Source organism: Salmonella sp. SJTUF15591 (genome assembly GCF_043356435.1).
Taxonomy (GTDB): domain Bacteria; phylum Pseudomonadota; class Gammaproteobacteria; order Enterobacterales; family Enterobacteriaceae; genus Salmonella; species Salmonella enterica.
The window spans coordinates 246,961-267,458 of the sequence record NZ_JBEUJO010000006.1 but is presented as its reverse complement, the minus strand read 5'-3'; the positions used below and the strand labels follow the sequence as shown (position 1 = coordinate 267,458).

22 protein-coding genes are annotated in these 20,498 nt (G+C 52.2%); 10 read left to right on the top strand and 12 right to left on the bottom strand.

What is annotated here, in order from left to right:
- The first annotated feature begins 21 nt into the window (after nt 1-21).
- Complete coding sequence (gene ycgR / locus ABVM99_RS16125; protein WP_000017420.1) at nt 22-756, top strand: flagellar brake protein YcgR; 735 nt, start codon at nt 22-24, stop codon at nt 754-756.
- A 13-nt stretch (nt 757-769) separates the two neighbouring features.
- On the opposite strand, the gene emtA is transcribed toward ycgR, so the two are convergent.
- On the bottom strand, nt 770-1,381 hold the full coding sequence (gene emtA, locus ABVM99_RS16120) for a membrane-bound lytic murein transglycosylase EmtA (protein ID WP_000776974.1): 612 nt from the start codon (nt 1,379-1,381) through the stop codon (nt 770-772).
- Between the two features lie 170 nt (nt 1,382-1,551).
- On the opposite strand from emtA, the gene ldcA reads away from it, so the two are divergent.
- Together ldcA and ABVM99_RS16110 are read left to right on the top strand one after the other, a co-directional pair.
- Nucleotides 1,552-2,466, top strand: a complete 915-nt coding sequence (gene ldcA / locus ABVM99_RS16115; RefSeq protein WP_023194584.1) for a muramoyltetrapeptide carboxypeptidase — start codon at nt 1,552-1,554, stop codon at nt 2,464-2,466.
- 96 nt (nt 2,467-2,562) lie between these two features.
- Nucleotides 2,563-4,296 carry a potassium/proton antiporter gene (locus ABVM99_RS16110; RefSeq protein ID WP_000338376.1) on the top strand — a complete coding sequence of 578 codons (1,734 nt, stop codon included), beginning with the start codon at nt 2,563-2,565 and terminating at the stop codon, nt 4,294-4,296.
- A 61-nt stretch (nt 4,297-4,357) separates the two neighbouring features.
- Here the strand turns inward: ABVM99_RS16110 and dadX are convergent, their stop codons facing one another.
- Both dadX and ABVM99_RS16100 read right to left on the bottom strand, forming a co-directional pair.
- Nucleotides 4,358-5,428 (bottom strand): catabolic alanine racemase DadX, encoded by a 1,071-nt coding sequence (gene dadX / locus ABVM99_RS16105; protein WP_023194583.1) that lies wholly within the window; start codon nt 5,426-5,428, stop codon nt 4,358-4,360.
- A 13-nt stretch (nt 5,429-5,441) separates the two neighbouring features.
- Nucleotides 5,442-6,740 (bottom strand): D-amino acid dehydrogenase, encoded by a 1,299-nt coding sequence (locus tag ABVM99_RS16100; RefSeq protein ID WP_001266938.1) that lies wholly within the window; start codon nt 6,738-6,740, stop codon nt 5,442-5,444.
- A gap of 322 nt (nt 6,741-7,062) precedes the next feature.
- Between ABVM99_RS16100 and ABVM99_RS16095 the strand changes: the two genes are divergently transcribed.
- Nucleotides 7,063-8,595 carry a SpoVR family protein gene (locus tag ABVM99_RS16095; RefSeq protein ID WP_000190832.1) on the top strand — a complete coding sequence of 511 codons (1,533 nt, stop codon included), beginning with the start codon at nt 7,063-7,065 and terminating at the stop codon, nt 8,593-8,595.
- A gap of 46 nt (nt 8,596-8,641) precedes the next feature.
- Here the strand turns inward: ABVM99_RS16095 and fadR are convergent, their stop codons facing one another.
- Nucleotides 8,642-9,361 carry a fatty acid metabolism transcriptional regulator FadR gene (gene fadR / locus ABVM99_RS16090; protein ID WP_000234826.1) on the bottom strand — a complete coding sequence of 240 codons (720 nt, stop codon included), beginning with the start codon at nt 9,359-9,361 and terminating at the stop codon, nt 8,642-8,644.
- A 219-nt stretch (nt 9,362-9,580) separates the two neighbouring features.
- On the opposite strand from fadR, the gene nhaB reads away from it, so the two are divergent.
- The 3 genes from nhaB (at nt 9,581) to ABVM99_RS16075 (ending at nt 12,247) form a co-directional block, all read left to right on the top strand.
- On the top strand, nt 9,581-11,125 hold the full coding sequence (gene nhaB, locus ABVM99_RS16085; protein ID WP_000406438.1) for a Na(+)/H(+) antiporter NhaB: 1,545 nt from the start codon (nt 9,581-9,583) through the stop codon (nt 11,123-11,125).
- Nucleotides 11,126-11,266: 141 nt separating this feature from the next.
- The gene (dsbB, locus tag ABVM99_RS16080; protein ID WP_000943475.1) at nt 11,267-11,797 is read left to right on the top strand and encodes a disulfide bond formation protein DsbB; all 531 of its coding nucleotides are present in this window, start codon (nt 11,267-11,269) and stop codon (nt 11,795-11,797) included.
- 108 nt (nt 11,798-11,905) lie between these two features.
- Complete coding sequence (locus ABVM99_RS16075) at nt 11,906-12,247, top strand: DUF1971 domain-containing protein (RefSeq protein WP_000018967.1); 342 nt, start codon at nt 11,906-11,908, stop codon at nt 12,245-12,247.
- 70 nt (nt 12,248-12,317) lie between these two features.
- Here ABVM99_RS16075 and ABVM99_RS16070 read toward each other — a convergent pair whose 3' ends face one another.
- The 5 genes from ABVM99_RS16070 to ABVM99_RS16050 all read right to left on the bottom strand — a co-directional run bounded on the left by ABVM99_RS16070 (nt 12,318) and on the right by ABVM99_RS16050 (nt 14,714).
- On the bottom strand, nt 12,318-12,491 hold the full coding sequence (locus ABVM99_RS16070) for a GnsA/GnsB family addiction module toxin (protein WP_001083583.1): 174 nt from the start codon (nt 12,489-12,491) through the stop codon (nt 12,318-12,320).
- A 192-nt stretch (nt 12,492-12,683) separates the two neighbouring features.
- Nucleotides 12,684-12,821: a hypothetical protein gene (locus ABVM99_RS16065; RefSeq protein WP_001519337.1), complete on the bottom strand. Its 138-nt coding sequence runs from the start codon at nt 12,819-12,821 to the stop codon at nt 12,684-12,686.
- A 351-nt stretch (nt 12,822-13,172) separates the two neighbouring features.
- On the bottom strand, nt 13,173-13,619 hold the full coding sequence (locus tag ABVM99_RS16060) for a YcgN family cysteine cluster protein (RefSeq protein WP_001285703.1): 447 nt from the start codon (nt 13,617-13,619) through the stop codon (nt 13,173-13,175).
- Nucleotides 13,620-13,711: 92 nt separating this feature from the next.
- Complete coding sequence (locus ABVM99_RS16055) at nt 13,712-14,371, bottom strand: fumarylacetoacetate hydrolase family protein (RefSeq protein WP_001519895.1); 660 nt, start codon at nt 14,369-14,371, stop codon at nt 13,712-13,714.
- Between the two features lie 49 nt (nt 14,372-14,420).
- On the bottom strand, nt 14,421-14,714 hold the full coding sequence (locus ABVM99_RS16050; protein WP_001525604.1) for a YcgL domain-containing protein: 294 nt from the start codon (nt 14,712-14,714) through the stop codon (nt 14,421-14,423).
- Between the two features lie 125 nt (nt 14,715-14,839).
- Here ABVM99_RS16050 and minC point away from each other — a divergent pair, with 125 nt between their 5' ends.
- Genes minC through minE form a run of 3 tightly spaced genes read left to right on the top strand, consistent with a single transcriptional unit; the run spans nt 14,840 to nt 16,653 of the window.
- Nucleotides 14,840-15,547, top strand: coding sequence for a septum site-determining protein MinC (minC, locus tag ABVM99_RS16045; protein ID WP_020438154.1), 708 nt, complete (start codon nt 14,840-14,842; stop codon nt 15,545-15,547).
- A 23-nt stretch (nt 15,548-15,570) separates the two neighbouring features.
- The gene (gene minD, locus ABVM99_RS16040) at nt 15,571-16,383 is read left to right on the top strand and encodes a septum site-determining protein MinD (protein WP_000101047.1); all 813 of its coding nucleotides are present in this window, start codon (nt 15,571-15,573) and stop codon (nt 16,381-16,383) included.
- Between the two features lie 3 nt (nt 16,384-16,386).
- Nucleotides 16,387-16,653: a cell division topological specificity factor MinE gene (gene minE, locus ABVM99_RS16035; RefSeq protein WP_001185666.1), complete on the top strand. Its 267-nt coding sequence runs from the start codon at nt 16,387-16,389 to the stop codon at nt 16,651-16,653.
- Nucleotides 16,654-16,774: 121 nt separating this feature from the next.
- Here the strand turns inward: minE and rnd are convergent, their stop codons facing one another.
- The 3 genes from rnd to ABVM99_RS16020 all read right to left on the bottom strand — a co-directional run bounded on the left by rnd (nt 16,775) and on the right by ABVM99_RS16020 (nt 20,446).
- On the bottom strand, nt 16,775-17,902 hold the full coding sequence (gene rnd, locus ABVM99_RS16030; protein ID WP_001109124.1) for a ribonuclease D: 1,128 nt from the start codon (nt 17,900-17,902) through the stop codon (nt 16,775-16,777).
- 72 nt (nt 17,903-17,974) lie between these two features.
- The gene (gene fadD, locus ABVM99_RS16025; protein WP_000758418.1) at nt 17,975-19,660 is read right to left on the bottom strand and encodes a long-chain-fatty-acid--CoA ligase FadD; all 1,686 of its coding nucleotides are present in this window, start codon (nt 19,658-19,660) and stop codon (nt 17,975-17,977) included.
- Nucleotides 19,661-19,864: 204 nt separating this feature from the next.
- Nucleotides 19,865-20,446: a Slp family lipoprotein gene (locus tag ABVM99_RS16020; RefSeq protein ID WP_000290594.1), complete on the bottom strand. Its 582-nt coding sequence runs from the start codon at nt 20,444-20,446 to the stop codon at nt 19,865-19,867.
- Between the last annotated feature and the right edge of the window lie 52 nt (nt 20,447-20,498).

Below are 20,498 nucleotides of genomic sequence, written 5' to 3'. Positions count from 1 at the left end.
GCGTATCAGGGGTTATTTCGTGTGAGTGGTTACAATGAGCAGTTCCTGAAAAAAAATCCATTAGCGATATTAGGCGTGCTACGGGATTTAAATAAAAATCAGGTTCCACTGCGTATTTCATGGGCGCATGGTCAATTCATTAGTAAAATTTTGGCGGTAGACCCGGAAAAACTCATCGTGGATTACGGCAGCCAGGAATACGAAAATAGCGCCGTATTACGTGCCGGGCAGGTAGCCATTATCGCAGAAACGCAGGGCGCAAAAGTCGAGTTCACGTTGCCGCAACTCGTTACAGGCGAATATCAGCGGCTGCCGGCCTTTATCACGCCCCTGCCGTCGTCACTGTGGTTTGTCCAGCGCCGGGAGTATTTTCGCATTGGCGCGCCGCTGTATCCGCCTTATTACGGCGTCACCACGCTACCGGACACCCGTACGTTACGTTTTCGCCTGTTTGATCTCTCCCTGGGCGGCATGGGCGCGCTACTGGAATCCGCCATCCCCGACGGACTAATCGAAGGCGCACGCTTTTCGCAGGTTGAACTGAACATGGGGCAATGGGGGATTTTTCACGTTGACGCCCAGCTTATCGCCATCAGCGAGCGTAAGGTGATTGATGGGAAAAATGAAACGATCACCACTCCCCGCCTGAGCTTTCGTTTCCTTAACGTTAGCCCGGCGGTGGAGCGGGAGTTGCAGCGGATTATTTTTTCGCTTGAGCGCGAGGCCCGAGAAAGAGCGAATAAAGTGCGAGAATAATCTTCACACTAAACTACATGGCGTCCAGCGCCTGCTGAAGCTTCCAGATATAGCGCGGCGCCTGCGGCGCGGGATGATTATCAACAACATGCTCAAAAAACTCGTCCGCATCCAGATCGTTAATTTTTTCTATCGCCTTCTTCCTGTCGGATGAAAAAGTACGCAATAACGCGCCTGCGCCGTTAGCATAAGAGACGACCAGCGCATATTGCATCACCTGCGGATCTTTGATGCCGGCCAGCGGCCCATTTTCCAGAATGCTCAGATACGCCGCGCCCATTGAGATGTTACGCTCAGGGTTTTTCAGCTCGCTGGTGGTCGGTTCGCCACGCCAGCCCATGCGACGGTAAACGTCGCGCCCGGAGGTCGACGCCTTTAACTGCATCAGGCCAATCGCATTGGATTTACTGACCGCGTTAGGGTTGCCGCCGGATTCAATGGCGATAATCGCGGTGATTAAATGCGGATCAACCCCCCATGCCGCCCCGGCTTTTTCACTGATGGGCATCCACTGCATCGCACGCTTTACAGGCACTTCGGCATTCCACGGCGGATTCCTGTAATCCTGTTTTGAGCTACAGCCAGCGAGTATTACTACCAAAAAAGCAAACCATCTTAATTTCACGTCATCTATCCTTATAGCCGTAACTTATCTGCCGAAGAGGTCATACCGCCCCGGCCAGGTACTTAGGTTGCCTCCCTGGTGCGCATCCAGAAACGTCGCACAACGAGGGACATCGCCTAATATATGCGGCATGATATACATTTGCATTCTATTGTCAGCAAGGAATTACCATGTCTCTGTTTCATTTAATCGCCCCCTCGGGCTACTGTATTAACCAACAGGTCGCGTTACGCGGCGTTCAGCGCCTGACTGACGCGGGCCATCAGGTGGAGAATGACGAGGTGATTCGTCGCCGCTATCAGCGTTTTGCCGGTACGGACGCGGAACGGCTGGCCGATGTTAATTCGCTGGCCTCGCTAACTTCGCCGGATACGATTGTCATGCCGGTTCGCGGCGGCTATGGCGCCAGCCGCTTGCTGGATCGTATCGACTGGCAGGCGCTCGCCTCCAGGCAACAGCGCAATCCCTTACTGATTTGCGGTCATAGCGATTTTACGGCGATTCAGGCTGGACTCCTGGCGCAGGCCAATGTCATCACCTTTAGCGGTCCTATGCTGGCGGCAAATTTTGGCGCCGAAACGCTGAATACGTTCACCGAGCAACATTTCTGGCTGGCGCTACGCAAGGCGCAATTTACCGTAGAGTGGCAAGGCGACGGCCCTCAGTGCGACGCACAGGGCACCTTATGGGGCGGAAATCTGGCGATGTTGATTTCCCTTATCGGTACGCCCTGGATGCCGACTATCGATAAAGGAATTTTAGTGCTGGAAGATGTCAATGAGCATCCTTTCCGGGTGGAGCGTATGCTTTTGCAACTGGAGTACGCCGGAATTCTAAACCGTCAGAGCGCCATCGTTCTCGGCAGCTTTAGCGGCGCGGCGCCCAACGAGTATGACGCCGGCTATTCTCTGGAGAGCGTCTACGCGTTTTTACGTTCCCGTCTGTCCGTTCCGCTGATTACCGGTCTCGACTTCGGGCATGAACAGCGTACGGTAACGCTCCCTATCGGGGCAAACGCGACGCTTAAAAATACGCGCCAGGGGACTCAACTCACTTTATCTGGACATCCTACGCTGCAATTGTAAAAAAAGTCCCCGACAGGCTAAGTAAAACGCTGCCCTGGCCGTTATTATGTTAATGTTAAATAATACGAAGTCGTGTGAGTCAGGAGATATAAAACGTTGGATGCTGCAACAATTATTAGTCTATTTATTTTAGGTTCCATCCTTGTAACCAGCAGTATCCTGTTAAGTTCATTCTCATCGCGACTGGGTATCCCGATTCTGGTCATTTTCCTCGCCATTGGGATGTTAGCGGGTGTGGATGGCATTGGCGGTATTCCTTTCGATAATTATCCTTTCGCTTATATGGTCAGTAACCTGGCGCTGGCGATTATTTTACTCGATGGCGGCATGCGCACCCAGGCCAGCTCTTTCCGGGTAGCGCTGGGCCCCGCGCTGTCGCTGGCGACGCTCGGCGTGCTGATCACGTCGGGGTTAACAGGTATGATGGCCGCCTGGCTGTTTCATCTGGATCTTATCGAAGGTCTGCTTATCGGCGCGATAGTCGGTTCCACTGACGCCGCAGCGGTCTTTTCTCTGCTTGGCGGCAAAGGGCTAAACGAACGTGTAGGCTCCACGCTGGAGATCGAATCGGGAAGTAACGACCCGATGGCCGTTTTTCTGACCATTACATTAATTGAGATGATCCAGAAACATGAAACCGGCCTGGACTGGATGTTTGCCGTCCATATTATCCAGCAGTTCGGTCTCGGTATTGTTTTTGGCCTGGGCGGCGGTTACCTGCTACAGCAGATGATCAACCGTATTTCTCTGCCCAGCGGCCTGTATCCGATGCTGGCGCTCAGCGGCGGTATTCTGATTTTTGCTTTGACGACCGCGCTTGAAGGCAGCGGCATTCTCGCGGTCTATCTGTGCGGATTCCTGTTAGGAAACCGTCCGATTCGCAACCGTTACGGCATCCTGCAAAACTTTGACGGACTGGCCTGGCTGGCGCAGATCGCGATGTTCCTGGTCCTGGGACTGCTGGTGACGCCTTCCGATCTGTGGCCGATTGCCGTCCCTGCGCTTATTCTCTCTATCTGGATGATTTTCTTCGCCCGCCCACTGTCGGTGTTTACCGGCCTGCTGCCATTTCGCGGCTTCAATCTTCGGGAGCGCATTTTCATCAGTTGGGTCGGACTGCGCGGCGCGGTGCCGATTATTCTCGCCGTTTTCCCGATGATGGCCGGGCTTGAAAACGCTCGCCTGTTCTTTAATGTCGCTTTCTTTGTGGTACTGGTGTCACTGCTCCTGCAGGGAACATCGCTGTCATGGGCGGCGAAAAGAGCCAAAGTGGTCGTGCCTCCGGTTGGCTGGCCAGTATCGCGCGTGGGGCTTGACATCCATCCTGATAATCCGTGGGAGCAATTCATCTATCAGTTGAGCGCCGACAAATGGTGCGTCGGCGCGGCGTTGCGCGACCTGCATATGCCGAACGAAACCCGCATTGCCGCGCTATTTCGCAATAATGAACTGTTTCACCCCACCGGTAGCACTCGCCTGCAGGAAGGCGACGTACTCTGCGTGATTGGCCGGGAGCGCGATCTGCCAGCGCTGGGCAAATTGTTTAGCCAGTCGCCGCCGGTTTCGTTAGATCAGCGTTTCTTTGGCGATTTTATCCTCGAAGCGAACGCGAAATTCGCCGACGTGGCGCTTATCTACGGGCTGGAAGAAGGAACGGAATACCGGGATAAACAACAAACCCTGGGTGAAATCATACAGCAACTGCTGGGCGCTGCGCCGGTCGTCGGCGATCAGGTGGAGTTTGGCGGCATGATTTGGACGGTAGCTGAAAAAGAAGATAACGTGGTACGCAAGATTGGGGTACGCGTCGCCGAAGATGAAGCAGAATAAGGTCGCCGGACAACGTCGACCCGCCCCCGGTGGACCGGTCGACGCCTTAGCCTGAGTTAGGTTACGTTGTCACAAACGGCACGCGCGGCGCTACGGCGCACAGTAGCTCATAGCCCAGCGTGCCTGCCGCAGAGGCGACATCATCGACCTTAATTTCTTTGCCCCATAATTCAACCGGCGTGCCGATTCCCGCCTGCGGACACGGCGTCAAATCCACCGCCAGCATATCCATTGAAACGGTGCCTACTGTTCTGGTACGGATACCGTCCACCAGCACAGGCGTCCCGGTCGGCGCATGGCGTGGATAGCCATCGGCATAACCCGCCGCGACGATGCCAATGCGTTGTTCCTGAGTCACAGAATACCTTCCGCCATAGCCTACCTTTTCACCCGCGCTCAGCGTCTGCACGCCAATAATTTCGCTACTCAGCGTCATCACGGGTTTTAGTCCGGTATCGGCAATATCCCGCCACTGTCCTGACGGCGACGCGCCGTACAAAATAATGCCCGGCCTGACCCAGTCATAATGCGCCTGGGGATGCCACAGCGTCGCTGCCGAATTTGATAACGAGTATGAACACTGCAGGCCTTCTGTCGCCAACGCAATACGCCTCATCGCCTCCCCGATACCTTCCGGATGATCGGCCTGAGCAAAATGTGACATCAGGGTCATTTCACCGACATTGCGCATTGCCCGCAATTGCTGCCAGACGGTCTGCGCCCGCTCAGGCTGAAAACCGAGTCGGTTCATGCCGCTGTTGACTTTGACATAGATATCCAGCGGCGCGTTAAGCCGCGCATTTTGCAGCGCTTTCAACTGCCAGTTACTGTGGATGCAGGTGGTCAGCCGATAAGTGTCATACGCCTCCAGGTCTTGCGCATGGAAAAACCCCTCCAGCATCAATATCGGCCCTTTCCACCCGCGCTCACGCAGGGTAATCGCCTCTTCAAGGTTGAGCATAGCGAAACCATCTGTGGCGCCCAGCACGCTCCACACGCGTTCAATACCGTGGCCGTAGGCGTTGGCTTTCACTACCGACCAGACGCGCGCCTCTGGGGCCGCCCGGCGCACAATAGCCAAATTTTGTTTCATTACCTGTAAATCAAGGCTGGCCTGTATAGGGCGGGTCATTTCACTTCCTTTATCAGTTATGCGCGCTATGCAAACGTTGCGGGCGGGTGGGCGTAAAATCGGAACGGTATCGCGCCACGCTCAGATCGTCGTAGGGTATCGCTGGCGTACGACCCGACAAGATATCGCTTAACAACTGGCCTGAACCGCAGGCCATCGTCCAGCCTAAGGTACCGTGTCCAGTATTAAGCCACAGATTTTTATAACGGGTGCGTCCTACTACCGGCGTGCCGTCCGGCGTCATGGGGCGCAGGCCGGTCCAGAATGTAGCCTGCTCAATATGACCGCCGCGCGGAAAAAGATCGCGCACAACCATCTCCAGCGTCTCGCGGCGTGGTTGCAGTAAGTCGGTATTAAAGCCCACGATTTCCGCCATTCCCCCCACGCGAATACGCTTATCAAAACGCGTAATAGCGATTTTGTAGGTTTCATCAAGAATCGTCGATACCGGCGCGCCGTCTGGCTCGACGATTGGGATGGTTAATGAATAGCCTTTCAGCGGATACACCGGGATATCAACAATGCCTTTAAGCATCGCCGTCGAATACGATCCAAACGCCATGACATACGCATCTGCTTTAATGATCTCATCGGCGCATTTCACGCCGTAAATCTGATCATTTTCGTACAGTAATTTTTCCACGGGAGTATTAAAGCGAAAGGTTACGCCCGCCTGCTCCGCCATGCGCGCCAGACGCTGGGTAAAGAGCTGACAGTCCCCGGTTTCATCATTCGGTAAGCGCAGTCCGCCGGTTAATTTATGCGCAACCTCAGCCAGAGCGGGTTCAACTTCCGCCAGTCGGCTGGATTCCAGGAGCTGATACGGCACCCCGGCATCTTCCAGCACGGCGATATCACGGGTGGCGTTCTCATACTGTTGCGCGGTGCGGAAGAGTTGTAGCGTTCCCCCCTGGCGGCCTTCATATTCGATACCGGTCGCGGCGCGTAGCGTTTTCAGACAGTCGCGACTATATTCCGCCAGACGCACCATGCGGCCTTTATTTTCCATATAATGCCGGGTATCGCAGTTACGCAGCATTTGCCACATCCACTTCAGTTGAAACGGGGTGCCATCCAGACGCACCGCCAGCGGCGCATGGCGCTGGAACATCCATTTTATCGCCTTCAGCGGTACGCCAGGGGCCGCCCAGGGCGCCGCATATCCCGGTGAAATTTGTCCGGCATTCGCCGCGCTGGTTTCTTGCGCCGGGCCGGATTCGCGATCGATAACGGTGACATCATGCCCCGCCTGACTCAAATACCAGGCGCTGGTCACGCCAACTACGCCACTCCCCAGGATGACAACTCGCATAGCCACTCCGTTAATAGTAAAAGAACAATCTTCTGATTACATCTTGATAACCCAGATGAAAATATTATTCAACATATGACTTTTTTATGGTGACGTGCTTCACATATACCCTAAAGACAAGCGATCCCACTGGTTTGGGATCTCCTGCTACGCGGCATGGCTATACAGCATAAAATGATGCCAATACCCGTTTTTTTGCCGTTCAATGTGGAGGAAATCGCAAAGAAAAGTTTTCACGATCAAGTCGTTTTTTAACATGGTGTTCTATGCTTGAAAGGAGGCGCTCCATACAGAGAGCGTCGCCAACAATGAGGGTGCGCGAATGGCAACGATTGATTCCATGAACAAGGACACCACACGTTTGAGCGATGGACCCGACTGGACATTTGATCTGCTGGATGTCTATCTGGCAGAGATAGACCGCGTGGCGAAACTCTACCAACTGGATACTTACCCGCACCAAATTGAAGTCATCACTTCCGAACAGATGATGGACGCCTACTCCAGCGTCGGGATGCCGATCAACTATCCGCACTGGTCGTTTGGCAAAAAGTTCATTGAGACGGAACGTCTGTATAAGCATGGTCAACAAGGACTGGCTTATGAAATTGTGATCAACTCTAATCCCTGCATTGCCTACCTGATGGAAGAAAACACCATCACCATGCAGGCGCTGGTCATGGCGCACGCCTGTTACGGACACAACTCCTTTTTTAAAAATAATTATCTCTTCCGGAGCTGGACGGATGCCAGCTCTATCGTCGATTACCTGATTTTCGCCCGGAATTACATTACCCGCTGTGAAGAACGCTACGGAGTGGATGAAGTAGAAAAACTGCTCGACTCCTGCCACGCGCTGATGAATTACGGCGTCGATCGCTATAAGCGCCCGCAGAAAATCTCGTTGCAGGAAGAGAAAGCGCGACAAAAAAGCCGGGAAGAGTATCTACAAAGCCAGGTGAATATGCTGTGGCGCACGCTGCCAAAACGCGAGGAAGAAAAAACGGTCGCCGAAGCACGCCGCTTTCCCGCTGAACCGCAGGAAAACCTGCTCTATTTTATGGAGAAAAACGCCCCGTTGCTCGAGCCGTGGCAGCGCGAAATTCTGCGCATCGTGCGTAAAGTCAGCCAGTATTTTTATCCGCAGAAACAGACGCAGGTCATGAACGAGGGCTGGGCGACCTTCTGGCACTACACCATCCTGAACCATCTGTATGATGAAGGCAAAGTGACGGAACGCTTTATGCTGGAGTTTTTACACAGCCATACCAATGTCGTATTTCAGCCGCCCTATAATAGCCCCTGGTATAGCGGAATTAACCCCTATGCGCTCGGCTTTGCCATGTTCCAGGATATCAAACGTATTTGTCAGTCGCCCACGGATGAAGATAAATACTGGTTTCCGGATATTGCCGGTTCCGACTGGCTGGAAACGCTGCACTTCGCCATGCGCGATTTTAAAGATGAAAGCTTTATCAGTCAGTTCCTGTCGCCAAAAGTGATGCGTGATTTCCGTTTCTTCACGGTACTTGATGATGACAGGCATAATTATCTGGAGATCTCCGCCATTCATAACGAAGAAGGTTATCGGGAGATTCGATCAAAACTGTCGTCACAGTATAACCTGAGCAACCTGGAGCCGAATATTCAGGTCTGGAATGTGGATTTACGCGGCGACAGATCGCTGACGTTGCGTTATATCCCGCATAACCGCGCGCCGCTGGATAAAGGCCGCAAAGAGGTACTGAAACATGTGCATCGGTTATGGGGCTTTGATGTGATGCTGGAGCAACAAAATGAGGATGGCAGCGTAGAACTGCTGGAGCGTTGTCCGCCGCGCATGAACACGCTGTAATCGAGATGCTGCCCGGTAGTGTTTTCGCTTACCGGGCATCGCGGGATTATCGTCCCTGAATCGCTAAATCGCCGGGAAGATTTTTCTGCATCCGATGCCAAATCTCGCCGCTGTCATGCCCGTAACGCCGCACCGTTTCATACACCTGGTCGTGCGCGCCCTGCTCGCATAACGACGATAATTTATGATAGAAACCCAGTGCCAGACTGCGCGCTTCCGGATTGGCGAAATAGTGGCGACCAATGCGGGTGTATAACCCTTTCATGCCGTTCAGGATCAAGCCGTAAATAGGATTGCCGGAGGCAAATGCCAGACCACGAAAGATGTTATAGTCCAGATCGGCGAATGCATCGGCATGGTCGGCCACTTCGTGGGCAGTGGCCAGCACTTCCTGCGCCTTATCCGGGTGTTGACGCAACGCGGTACGAATAAAGATAGTAGAAATATTGGTACGCACCGACAACAAATTGTCGATCAGTTGCGGAACGCTTTCATGATCAAGGCGGGCCAGCGTTTCAAGGATATTCAGCCCTGACGTTTCCCAAAAATTATTAACCTTTGTCGGTTTGCCATGCTGAATGGTCAGCCAGCCATCTCGCGCCAGCCGCTGTAACACCTCGCGTAATGTCGTGCGCGTCACGCCGATCAGTTCGGAGAGTTCTCGTTCTGCCGGTAAGATCGTGCCCGGAGGAAAGCGGTTATTCCAGATACTTTCAATAATATACTCTTCCGCGAAACCCGCCGGGCTCTGCGCCTTAATGACCATAGTGAGATTTCCATTACACAGCAAAACATAGTTGTACTCATCATACCAGACGGGCGTAACACCTGATAGCGGACGCAATGAAGAAAAAGGGGATCAAGGCACCATTTCTGATATCGCCTGCCAATATCGTTAAGGACTTGCTTGCATTCGTCGCGCTCGCTACTCTCTGTGTTTAAACATAAAAACGCTATTTCATTTTTCTAGGTAAGGAAAAATTTCATGGAGATCTCATGGGGTCGCGCCATGTGGCGCAACTTTTTAGGCCAGTCGCCCGACTGGTACAAACTGGCACTACTTGTCTTTTTAATTGTTAATCCATTCATTTTCTTGGCTAATCCCTTTATTGCCGGTTGGCTGCTGGTGGCAGAGTTTATCTTCACTCTGGCGATGGCGTTAAAGTGTTACCCCCTGCTGCCCGGCGGGTTACTGGCCATTGAAGCCGTTATCATCGGTATGACCAGCGCCGCCCATGTACGTGAAGAGGTTGCCGCCAACCTGGAAGTCTTGTTGCTGCTGATGTTTATGGTGGCAGGCATCTACTTTATGAAGCAGTTATTGCTGTTTATTTTTACCCGTCTGTTACTCAGTATCCGCTCGAAGATGGTTCTGTCGCTGGCCTTTTGCGTCGCCGCCGCATTCTTGTCGGCTTTCCTTGACGCGCTTACCGTCGTTGCGGTGGTGATCAGCGTCGCCGTCGGTTTTTACGGGATTTACCATCGTGTGGCCTCATCGCGCGGCGAAGAGAACGATATGCTGGACGACAGCCATATCGATCCGCATTACAAAACGGTGCTGGAGCAATTCCGCGGATTCTTGCGTAGTCTGATGATGCATGCAGGCGTGGGGACGGCGCTGGGCGGCGTCATGACCATGGTCGGGGAGCCGCAAAACCTGATCATCGCTAAAGCGGCTGGCTGGCATTTCGGCGACTTCTTTTTGCGGATGTCGCCTGTCACCGTCCCGGTACTGGTATGTGGACTGTTAACCTGTATGCTGGTCGAGAAAATGCGCTGGTTTGGCTATGGCGAAACGTTGCCCGAAAAAGTCCGCGACGTTTTACAGCAATTCGACGATCAAAGCCGTAAGAAGCGCACCCGCCAGGATAAAATTAAACTAATAGTCCAGGCGGTTATTGGCGTCTGGCTGGTTACCGCCCTCGCCCTCCATCTCGCGGAGGTGGGACTGATTGGTCTGTCGGTCATTATTCTGGCCACCGCGTTAACGGGTGTAACCGATGAACACGCCATCGGCAAAGCGTTTACCGAGTCGCTGCCGTTTACTGCGCTGTTAACCGTTTTCTTCTCTATTGTGGCGGTTATTATCGATCAACATCTTTTCGCGCCGATTATTCAGTTCGTCTTGCAAGCCTCTGAACACGCGCAACTAACGCTGTTCTATCTCTTTAACGGCCTGTTGTCCTCCATCTCAGATAACGTCTTTGTCGGCACCATTTATATCAACGAAGCGAAGGCGGCAATGGAAAACGGCGCTATCAGCTTAAAACAGTTTGAGCTTTTAGCCGTGGCCATCAATACCGGTACTAACCTGCCATCGGTAGCGACGCCAAATGGTCAGGCGGCATTCTTATTCCTGCTGACCTCCGCGCTGGCGCCGTTAATCCGTCTCTCCTATGGCCGTATGGTCTGGATGGCGTTACCGTACACTATCGTACTGACCCTGATAGGGCTACTGTGCGTCGAATTCACTCTTGCGCCGGCCACCGAATGGATGACTCAGGCAGGATGGTTAGCAACGCTTTCGTAACGTTTGGCCGGGCAATACACCGCCCGGCTCCGATTTTTGCCTGATAATTATCCAATTACACATTATTTCATTTCCCGCTAGTGGCGCACGAATTGAATTGGTTTACACTGCGGTCTCTACGCATGTTGCAGGGAAATTATTATGTTGCGATTTTTAAACCAGTGCTCACGGGGTCGGGGCGCATGGTTACTGATGGCGTTTACCGCCCTGGCGCTGGAAATGGTGGCGCTGTGGTTCCAGCACGTCATGTTACTTAAACCTTGCGTGCTATGTATTTACGAACGTTGCGCCCTGTTTGGCGTGATGGGCGCGGGTCTGGTCGGCGCTATAGCGCCGAAAACGCCGCTGCGATACGTGGCAATGGTTATCTGGATTTACAGCGCCTGGCGGGGTCTACAACTGGCGTATGAACATACGATGATTCAGTTGCATCCCTCGCCGTTCATGACCTGTGACTTTATGGCGCGCTTTCCAGACTGGTTGCCGTTGGGTAAATGGCTGCCGCAGGTGTTTGTGGCATCCGGTGATTGCGCCGAGCGCCAGTGGTCGTTTTTAACGCTGGAGATGCCGCAATGGCTGTTGGGGATCTTTGCCGCTTACCTTGTGGTGGCGATAGCCGTCGTCATAGCCCAGGCATTTAAGCCTAAAAAACGCGACCTGTTCGGTCGTTGATACACACGCTCCTTCGGGAGCGTTTTTTTTGCCCGAAGCGTTGTTTGCCAGTGATTAAAAAGTGTATATTAAATACATCTTTTAATCACCACATCAGGGAGATGTCTTATGTCCCACTTACGCATCCCGGCAAACTGGAAAGTTAAACGCTCTACCCCCTTTTTCACCAAAGAGAATGTTCCGGCGGCACTGCTCTCTCATCACAACACAGCGGCAGGCGTTTTCGGACAACTCTGCGTGATGGAAGGCACCGTGACCTACTATGGCTTTGCGAATGAAACCGCGACAGAACCAGAAGTGAAAGTGGTGATTAATGCCGGGCAATTCGCCACCAGTCCGCCGCAATACTGGCATCGGGTAGAGCTGAGCGATGATGCGCGGTTCAACATTCATTTTTGGGTAGAGGAAGACCATCAGGGCGAGGAAATGTATCAACAGAAAAAAGCCTGACATCGGTAAACCAGTCACCACTGGGCGGGTCCCGCCCAGTAGCCAGGTGATTAATGGCGCTAATTAAACGCTAGAGTAGTTTAATTTTAACGTGGTATCCCTCAAGCCCTTTCATCGTTTCTCGCGGCACGAACTCTATTTCGGAAACCTCTTGCCCGGTTTTCTTCCGTAGTTCGGCGACCTTTTTGCTAATGAGTGCCGCGATTTCCTCTTCTGCTTTATGTGTCAACTCTTCGCTGTTCATTGATTTCCTCCTTTGAACTCGCAAACGGCTAAGCGCAATAAGACAGTGTCGTCATGGACGCGCTACTATTTTAAGGTACAAAAAATTATAGGCTATCTTTCTGAGAGTTATCAGGATGTTTCACTTTGAAAGATGCAAAAAAACCGCCTGGCACAGGAGCTGCATCAGGCGGTTGGTTAATAGCACAAGTCGCTATCTACGAGGATCTTCAACCTCATTCTGGGTATCCGGGTCGAGAGGATCGTCTCCCTCTGGCGTATCCGGAATATTTTCACCAGGAAGCGGCTCATCCTCTGGTAATGGATCGACTAAATCAGGACGTTCAGACATAAAGCCTCCAACGAACCATAGTTATTAAAGATACCCTACAGCACTACTTTTGGTTTTTCTTTGGATTTTTTCCTTCGTCTTCGGGTGTCTTATCAGGCTTCCTGGGCTGATCCTTTGAAACGCGCAACGGTTGGTTATTCATGGGGTAACTCCTCAGGATAGGCAGCGATATACTGCTTTGAAAGTATAGAGTCGCCGCCATACGTGCGCGAGCGCAGCGACAAGGCGCGTCAGGGAAGAATAGAAGGCGGTGATAACGCCAGGTGACGGAATTTGCACGCAATTCCTGATTTCAGGGGTCGCCCGGCGTAAATTAAAGAATTGTAAACAATCAGCCGTTTTGCCGAAGACTTATTCTGCCCACGACGGTTTATTTAAAATATGATCCTGCCAGTCCCGTACTTCAGATTCTTTAACCGCGATATGACGGACAGAAATTCGCTCGCCATGCATAGCGGCTTTCGATCCAGTCAGCAGCGGATGCCACGTCGGCAAGGGCTTACCTTCCGCTAACAAACGGTAGGCGCAGGTCATCGGCAACCATTCAAAGTCTGGCAAGTTTTCGCGAGTGAGTTTGATACAGTCGGGTTCAAATTCAAAACGGCGCTCATAATGACGGCACTGGCACGTTTTAATATTTAATTGCCTGCACGCCACGTTGGTGAAGTAGATTTCATCTGTATCTTCATCCATCAGCTTATGCAGGCAGCATTGACCGCAGCCATCGCACAGCGACTCCCACTCGGCATCGGTCATTTCATCCAGGGTTTTACGTTGCCAGAAAGGTGTATCGCTCATTAAAGTATCCGCCATTGCACTAAAGCTGCACCTTATAACCAGTCTGGCCTGCAGATGCAAGTTTTACCGCCGCTGAAGGCGGCAAGCAGATTTTACAGAACGCGGGTAGACAACGTTTCGCCATTAAAACGAATGTCCAGCTCATCGCCGCTTAATAATGGCCCCACGCCTGCCGGCGTGCCGGTTAGCACCACGTCCCCGGCTTTGAGCGTAAAATAGCGGCTCATATAGGCGATAAGAGGCACAATAGGATGAATCATATCCGCGGTCGACCCTTGCTGGCGAACCTCGCCATTAACGTTAAGTCCGATAACCGTATTTTGCGGATCGCCGCAGAAGGCCGCGACAGGGATGAAGCCTGAAATCGGACATGCGTTATCAAAACCTTTGGCTTTTTCCCAGGGCTGTCCGGCCTTTTTCATTTTCCCTTGAATATCGCGCAGGGTTAAATCAAGCGCCACGCCATAACCGGCTATCGCTTTACGTACATGATCTTCGGTCGCCTGGCGGAGCGTTGCGCCAATCAGCACGGCAAGCTCAACTTCATGATGAACAGCGCCCATATCCGCCGGAATCGCCAGCGGCTGGCGAATATCACACAATGCGGTTTCCGGCTTGATAAAAAGCACGGGTTCTTCCGGCGTCGCGCTGCCCATCTCCTTGATGTGATTTGCGTAATTACTGCCCACGCAGACCACTTTACTTACCGGGTAATCAAGCAAGGCGCCTTGCCAGTTACGATGTTGATACATATTTTCCCCTAAGATCATGATGGAATTCAGGCGCGGCGCCGAATACCGTTTAACGGTCAGCGGGCGACGTATTTTGTCCTACCGAAGAAAGATGTTGTTTCAGCAAATCTTCCGGCGGCGGCGGCAATTGTAAATAATAGCCCTGCTCGCTTAACGCCTGTTTTACTTTTTCGAGCTCGGCATTGACTAATTTTTTACGTCCATCAAGCGGCAGCATCATCGCTAACTGCGGCTGACCGAATCCTTTCATCAACGCTTCAGGCACTCGCGAAAAATCGTCTTTTTTTTCGACATACAAATAGGTTTGATCGCGCTTGCTACTTCGATAGATCACACAAAACATACTTTTACTCTGAATTAACGGGATGGTGACTTGCCTCAATATAATACTGACTATAACATGCCTTCTGGACTTCGGAATATCACTCCGTATCGGAGATGATAAATAGCAAATTGAGTAAGGCCAGGATGTCAAACACGCCAATCGAGCTTAAAGGCAGTAGCTTCACCTTATCAGTGGTTCATTTGCATGAAGCGGAACCAGAGGTTATTCGTCAGGCGTTAGAAGACAAAATAGCGCAGGCTCCTGCGTTTTTAAAACACGCCCCTGTCGTTATTAACGTTAGCGGTCTTGAAAGCCCGGTAAACTGGCCGGAACTGCATAAGATCGTGACCTCAACCGGCTTACGCATTATCGGCGTGAGCGGCTGTAAAGACGCCAGCCTGAAAGTAGAAATCGATCGGATGGGTCTTCCTTTACTGACTGAAGGTAAAGAGAAAGCGGTTCGGCCTGCGCCCGCTGAGCCGGCAACGCCCAGCGAACCGCCGCAAAACGCTAATCCCATCACAAAAACGCGATTAATTGATGTTCCGGTTCGTTCCGGTCAGCGCATTTATGCTCCACAATGTGATCTGATTGTTACAAGTCACGTCAGCGCTGGCGCAGAACTTATCGCTGACGGCAATATCCATGTCTATGGCATGATGAGAGGTCGCGCGCTGGCAGGGGCGAGCGGCGATCGGGAAGCGCAAATTTTTTGTACCCATCTGACGGCAGAACTGGTCTCTATCGCAGGTGTTTACTGGCTGAGTGATAAAATCCCGGCAGAATTTTATGGCAAAGCGGCGCGCCTGCGTTTAGCAGACAACGCTTTGACAGTTCAACCGTTGAATTGATCCCTTTTTAACAAGGAATTTTTATGGCACGCATTATTGTTGTTACTTCGGGTAAAGGGGGCGTTGGCAAGACCACCTCCAGCGCGGCCATCGCTACAGGTTTGGCCCAGAAGGGAAAGAAAACTGTCGTCATTGATTTTGATATCGGACTGCGTAACCTCGATCTGATTATGGGGTGCGAACGTCGTGTCGTTTACGATTTTGTAAACGTCATTCAGGGCGATGCGACACTGAATCAGGCGCTGATCAAAGATAAGCGTACTGAAAATCTCTTCATTCTTCCGGCGTCGCAGACCCGGGATAAAGACGCGCTGACGCGCGAAGGCGTCGCTAAGGTACTGGACTCACTGAAAGCAATGGACTTTGAGTTCATCGTTTGCGACTCGCCGGCGGGTATCGAAACCGGGGCGCTGATGGCGCTCTATTTTGCCGATGAAGCGATCATTACGACCAACCCGGAAGTCTCTTCTGTCCGTGACTCGGACCGTATTCTGGGTATTCTGGCATCGAAATCTCGTCGCGCAGAAAATGGCGAAGAACCGATTAAAGAACATCTCCTGTTGACGCGCTACAATCCAGGCCGCGTCAATAAAGGCGACATGCTCAGCATGGAAGATGTACTGGAGATTCTGCGTATTAAACTCGTCGGGGTGATCCCGGAAGATCAATCCGTACTGCGCGCATCTAACCAGGGCGAACCGGTGATTCTTGACGCCACTGCGGATGCGGGTAAAGCCTATGCAGATACCGTAGATCGTCTGTTGGGAGAAGAACGTCCTTTCCGCTTCATTGAAGAAGAGAAGAAAGGTTTCCTCAAACGCCTGTTCGGAGGATAAATTATGGCATTACTGGATTTTTTTCTCTCGCGGAAAAAGAGTACCGCTAATATTGCAAAAGAGCGGTTGCAAATCATTGTCGCGGAACGTCGCCGTAGCGATGCCGAACCGCATTATTTACCGCAGTTACGTAAAGATATTCTTGAGGTCATTTGTAAATACGTACAAATCGATCCGGAAATGGTTACCGTCCAGCTTGAGCAAAAAGATGGTGATATCTCCATCCTTGAACTTAACGTAACGTTGCCGGAAGCCGAAGAGTCAAAATAAGCTCTTTTATGGGAAAATTCCTGGATTAAAAAAGGCAGAAGAATCTGCCTTTTTTATTTTTTTACATTATTCCGAATACGGACATTTATTTCACTGGCCGTTTTCCCGGCAATTACCGTCGTTAACGCGGATACTCCTGCAACAGAAGAGTTAACTTCTCCGCCATCAGTTCGGCGCGCCAGCCGGAAATCAATTCCGGTTGCCCATTTTGCGGTTTTAATTTCCAGTGCCAGTTAAGCAACTGATTAATCTGCCGACGCGATGCCAGTAGCTCGCCGCTGACGTGATGCGACGCGCTCACCTCCGCCACCAGCGCTTTGATGGCCTTAAACGCTTTGCGATAGCCCGGCATGTCCATCAGATTCAACAGGGGTTCCGGCAATGCCTCTTCCGGTAGCGCCTGTGCTTTCGCCACCAGCGATATCAACGTCTTGCCGTGAAAACGAATCTCGCTGCCGGAAAGCCCCAGGCTATCCAGCTCACCGAGACTGCCCGGCATATAACGCGCGACCGCCCACAGGTTTTCTTCACGCACAACAAAGTTCACCGCCATATCGCGCTCACGCGCCTTACGCAGCCGCCAGTCAGCTAAAAGTTGCAGACAGGCTAACTGGCGGGTACGCAGTTGCCAGGCATTGGTGATATCCCGCCATGCTTCTTCCGGCGCCTGAATCTCCTGACGACGCTGCTGCATCAATCGGCATTCATCAAGCGCGGCAGGCAGCCATCCTGCGGCTTCAGTTTCAATCATCAGCTTTTTGGCGATCGGTAACAGATACCAGACATCCGCCGCCGCGTATTCACACTGACGTTCGCTTAAAGGCCGGGCTAACCAGTCGGTACGAGACTCGCTTTTATCCAGCGCCACGCCCGTATACTCTTCTACCATCGCCGCAAACCCCCACGACAGCGGGCGCCCGCAAAACGCCGCCAGGATTTGCGTATCAATCAGGGGTTCCGGCAGTTCGCCAAACGCATTCAGAAATACTTCCAGATCTTCGCTACCCGCGTGCAGAAATTTGGTGATTCCCGTATCGCGCAGCACCGCTTTTAACGGCGACCAGTCGCTGATGCCGAGCGGATCGATCAGGGCGACATTTGCCCCGTCAAATAACTGTATCAATCCTAACTGCGGGTAATAGGTGCGGGTACGGACAAATTCCGTATCTAAAGCAATAGCCGGACATGCGCGGACAGCCTCACACAGGCTCGCCAGCGCATCGTCCGTTTCAATCATTTGGTAATTCAAATCGTGTTCTCTTTGGTTCGCGCCAAAAAAAACGCCGGCTTAACCGGCGTCTCTCGTTAGCTGACTTAACGCTCAGGCTTTATTGTCTACTTTGCCACGGGCTTCGTCACGCAGTTCTCGTCGTAAAATTTTCCCAACGTTAGATTTTGGTAATTCCTCGCGAAACTCTACCTGTTTGGGCACCTTATATCCGGTCAGATGGCGACGGCAGAAGGTGATCAACGCATCGTCAGTCAATGCCGGATCTTTCTTAACCACAAAAAGCTTCACCGCTTCGCCGCTACTACCGGAAGGCACGCCAACCGCCGCGACTTCCTGCACGCCAGAATGCTGCATCACCACATCTTCAATTTCGTTTGGATAAACGTTAAAACCAGAAACCAGAATCATATCTTTCTTACGATCGACAATCCGCAGAAAGCCGTCTTCATCCATAACCGCAATATCGCCCGTATGCAGCCAGCCATCTTTAATGATTTCATCCGTCGCGTCAGGACGCTGCCAGTATCCCAGCATAACCTGCGGGCCTTTCACGCAAAGCTCTCCGGCCTCACCCGGCGCGACTTCGTTGTCATCGTCATCCACCAGTTTGGCTTCTGTTGACGGTACTGGCAGGCCGATACTGCCGCTGTGATAATCAATATCATGCGGGTTGACGCTCACCAGCGGGGCGCACTCGGTCAGCCCGTAGCCTTCCAGCAGGTATTGCCCGGTCAGCTTTACCCAACGTTCCGCAACGACGTTTTGCACCGGCATCCCGCCGCCGGCTGACAGATGCAGCGAAGAAAAATCCAGCTGTTGAAACTCTTTATTATTGAGCAGAGCGTTGAATAGCGTATTAACGCCAGTCATCGCCGTAAATGGATATTTCGCCAGCTCCTTGACCAGGCCGGGGATATCACGCGGATTGGTAATCAGCAGGTTTTGCCCACCCAGCTCGATAAAAAGCAGACAGTTCATGGTTAAGGCAAAAATGTGATACAGCGGCAGCGCGGTCACTACCAGCTCTTTCCCCGGGTGCAGCAGCGGCCCATAGGTCGCTTTCACCTGCTCCAGGTTCGCCAGCATATTGCGGTGGGTCAACATCGCGCCTTTCGCCACGCCCGTCGTACCGCCGGTATATTGCAGGAAAGCCAGATCTTCAGCGACAACCTCGGGTTTTACATACTGCATACGGTAGCCATGCTGTAGCGCGCTGCGAAACGAGATCGCATCTGGCAAGTGGTATTTTGGCACCAGACGCTTGATGTATTTCACGACAAAGTTAACAACCGTACCTTTGGCGGTAGAAAGCTGGTCGCCCATCCGCGTCAGAATAACGTGCTGTACCGACGTTTTCTCGACCACTTTTTCCAGCGTATGGGCAAAGTTAGAAACAATAATGATTGCCGCCGCGCCGCTATCGTTAAGCTGATGCTCAAGTTCGCGCGGCGTGTACAGCGGGTTAACGTTCACCACAATCATGCCGGCGCGTAAAATACCAAATAGCGCGACGGGATACTGCAACAGGTTTGGCATCATCAGCGCCACACGGTCGCCTTTTTTGAGTCCCAGCCCTTGTTGTAAATAAGCCGCAAATGCCCGACTACGTTCTTCTAATTTGCGGAAGGTCATTACCTCCCCCATATTGACGAACGCAGGCTGATCGGCATAGCGCGTCGCCGCATGTTCAAACAGTTCAACCAGGGATTGATAACGGTCAGGGTTGATCTCCGCCGGAACATCAGCAGGATAACGGTTAAGCCAAACCTTCTTCAATGCATCACCTCTAAAATGAGTGTTCGTCGTCATCACAACCCCAGTTAATAAACAAGTCGTTAACATTATATTAACTCAGCGTACCAGTTTATTAATTACGCAACTGAAAGGTTGCGAAGCGCGTCACTATTTATTTTTATTATGTCTCTATGAATGCAGAAACAGCGGACCAGCCGCTGTTTCTTTTATTGATAAAACAAAGAGTTACTCTGTTACTATCGTCTGAACCTCTGCGGGTCCAGGGTTATACCATCCCCAACCGCCATAGCCATAAGGCCAGGCGCGTCCGCCGTAAAACCACGGATCGATCGGCTGTGGAGGCATGACGACCTGCTGAACAAGATGCCAGCGTTTATAGCCGGTAGCCTGCATCAGCATAAATTTATACGGCGTATTGCCGATTTTACCGTCAACCGTGCCGGTTATCGGGCCGACAACGGTAACTAACTGGCCACGGAAGTCCACCGGGTCCAGAAAACCGTTCACATCGGCAAAAATTCTGCCGCGCGAGGCTTCGCCCAGAACAGGACGCGCGCCGCTGTCGAGCGGTACGGTCGCGATTTCAAGCCGGGTTTTTCCCTGCTGATTTTGTACCGCCACAACTTTACCGCCGAAACGCGCCTCTTGCCCGATATAGAGCTGTGGCGCATTCATCACCCGCACCAAATCCTGCTGCGGCGTCGGACTCGAACCTTTAATGGCATCCGGGATAGTCACGCAACCGCTCAGCATAAGCGCAAAAGCGCACGCCAGCGCCCCTTTTATTAACCGTTTTTGAACCGCCATGATGCGACTCCTTTTTCTCGACCTCTATTCCACCCCACAGCATAAAGTATGG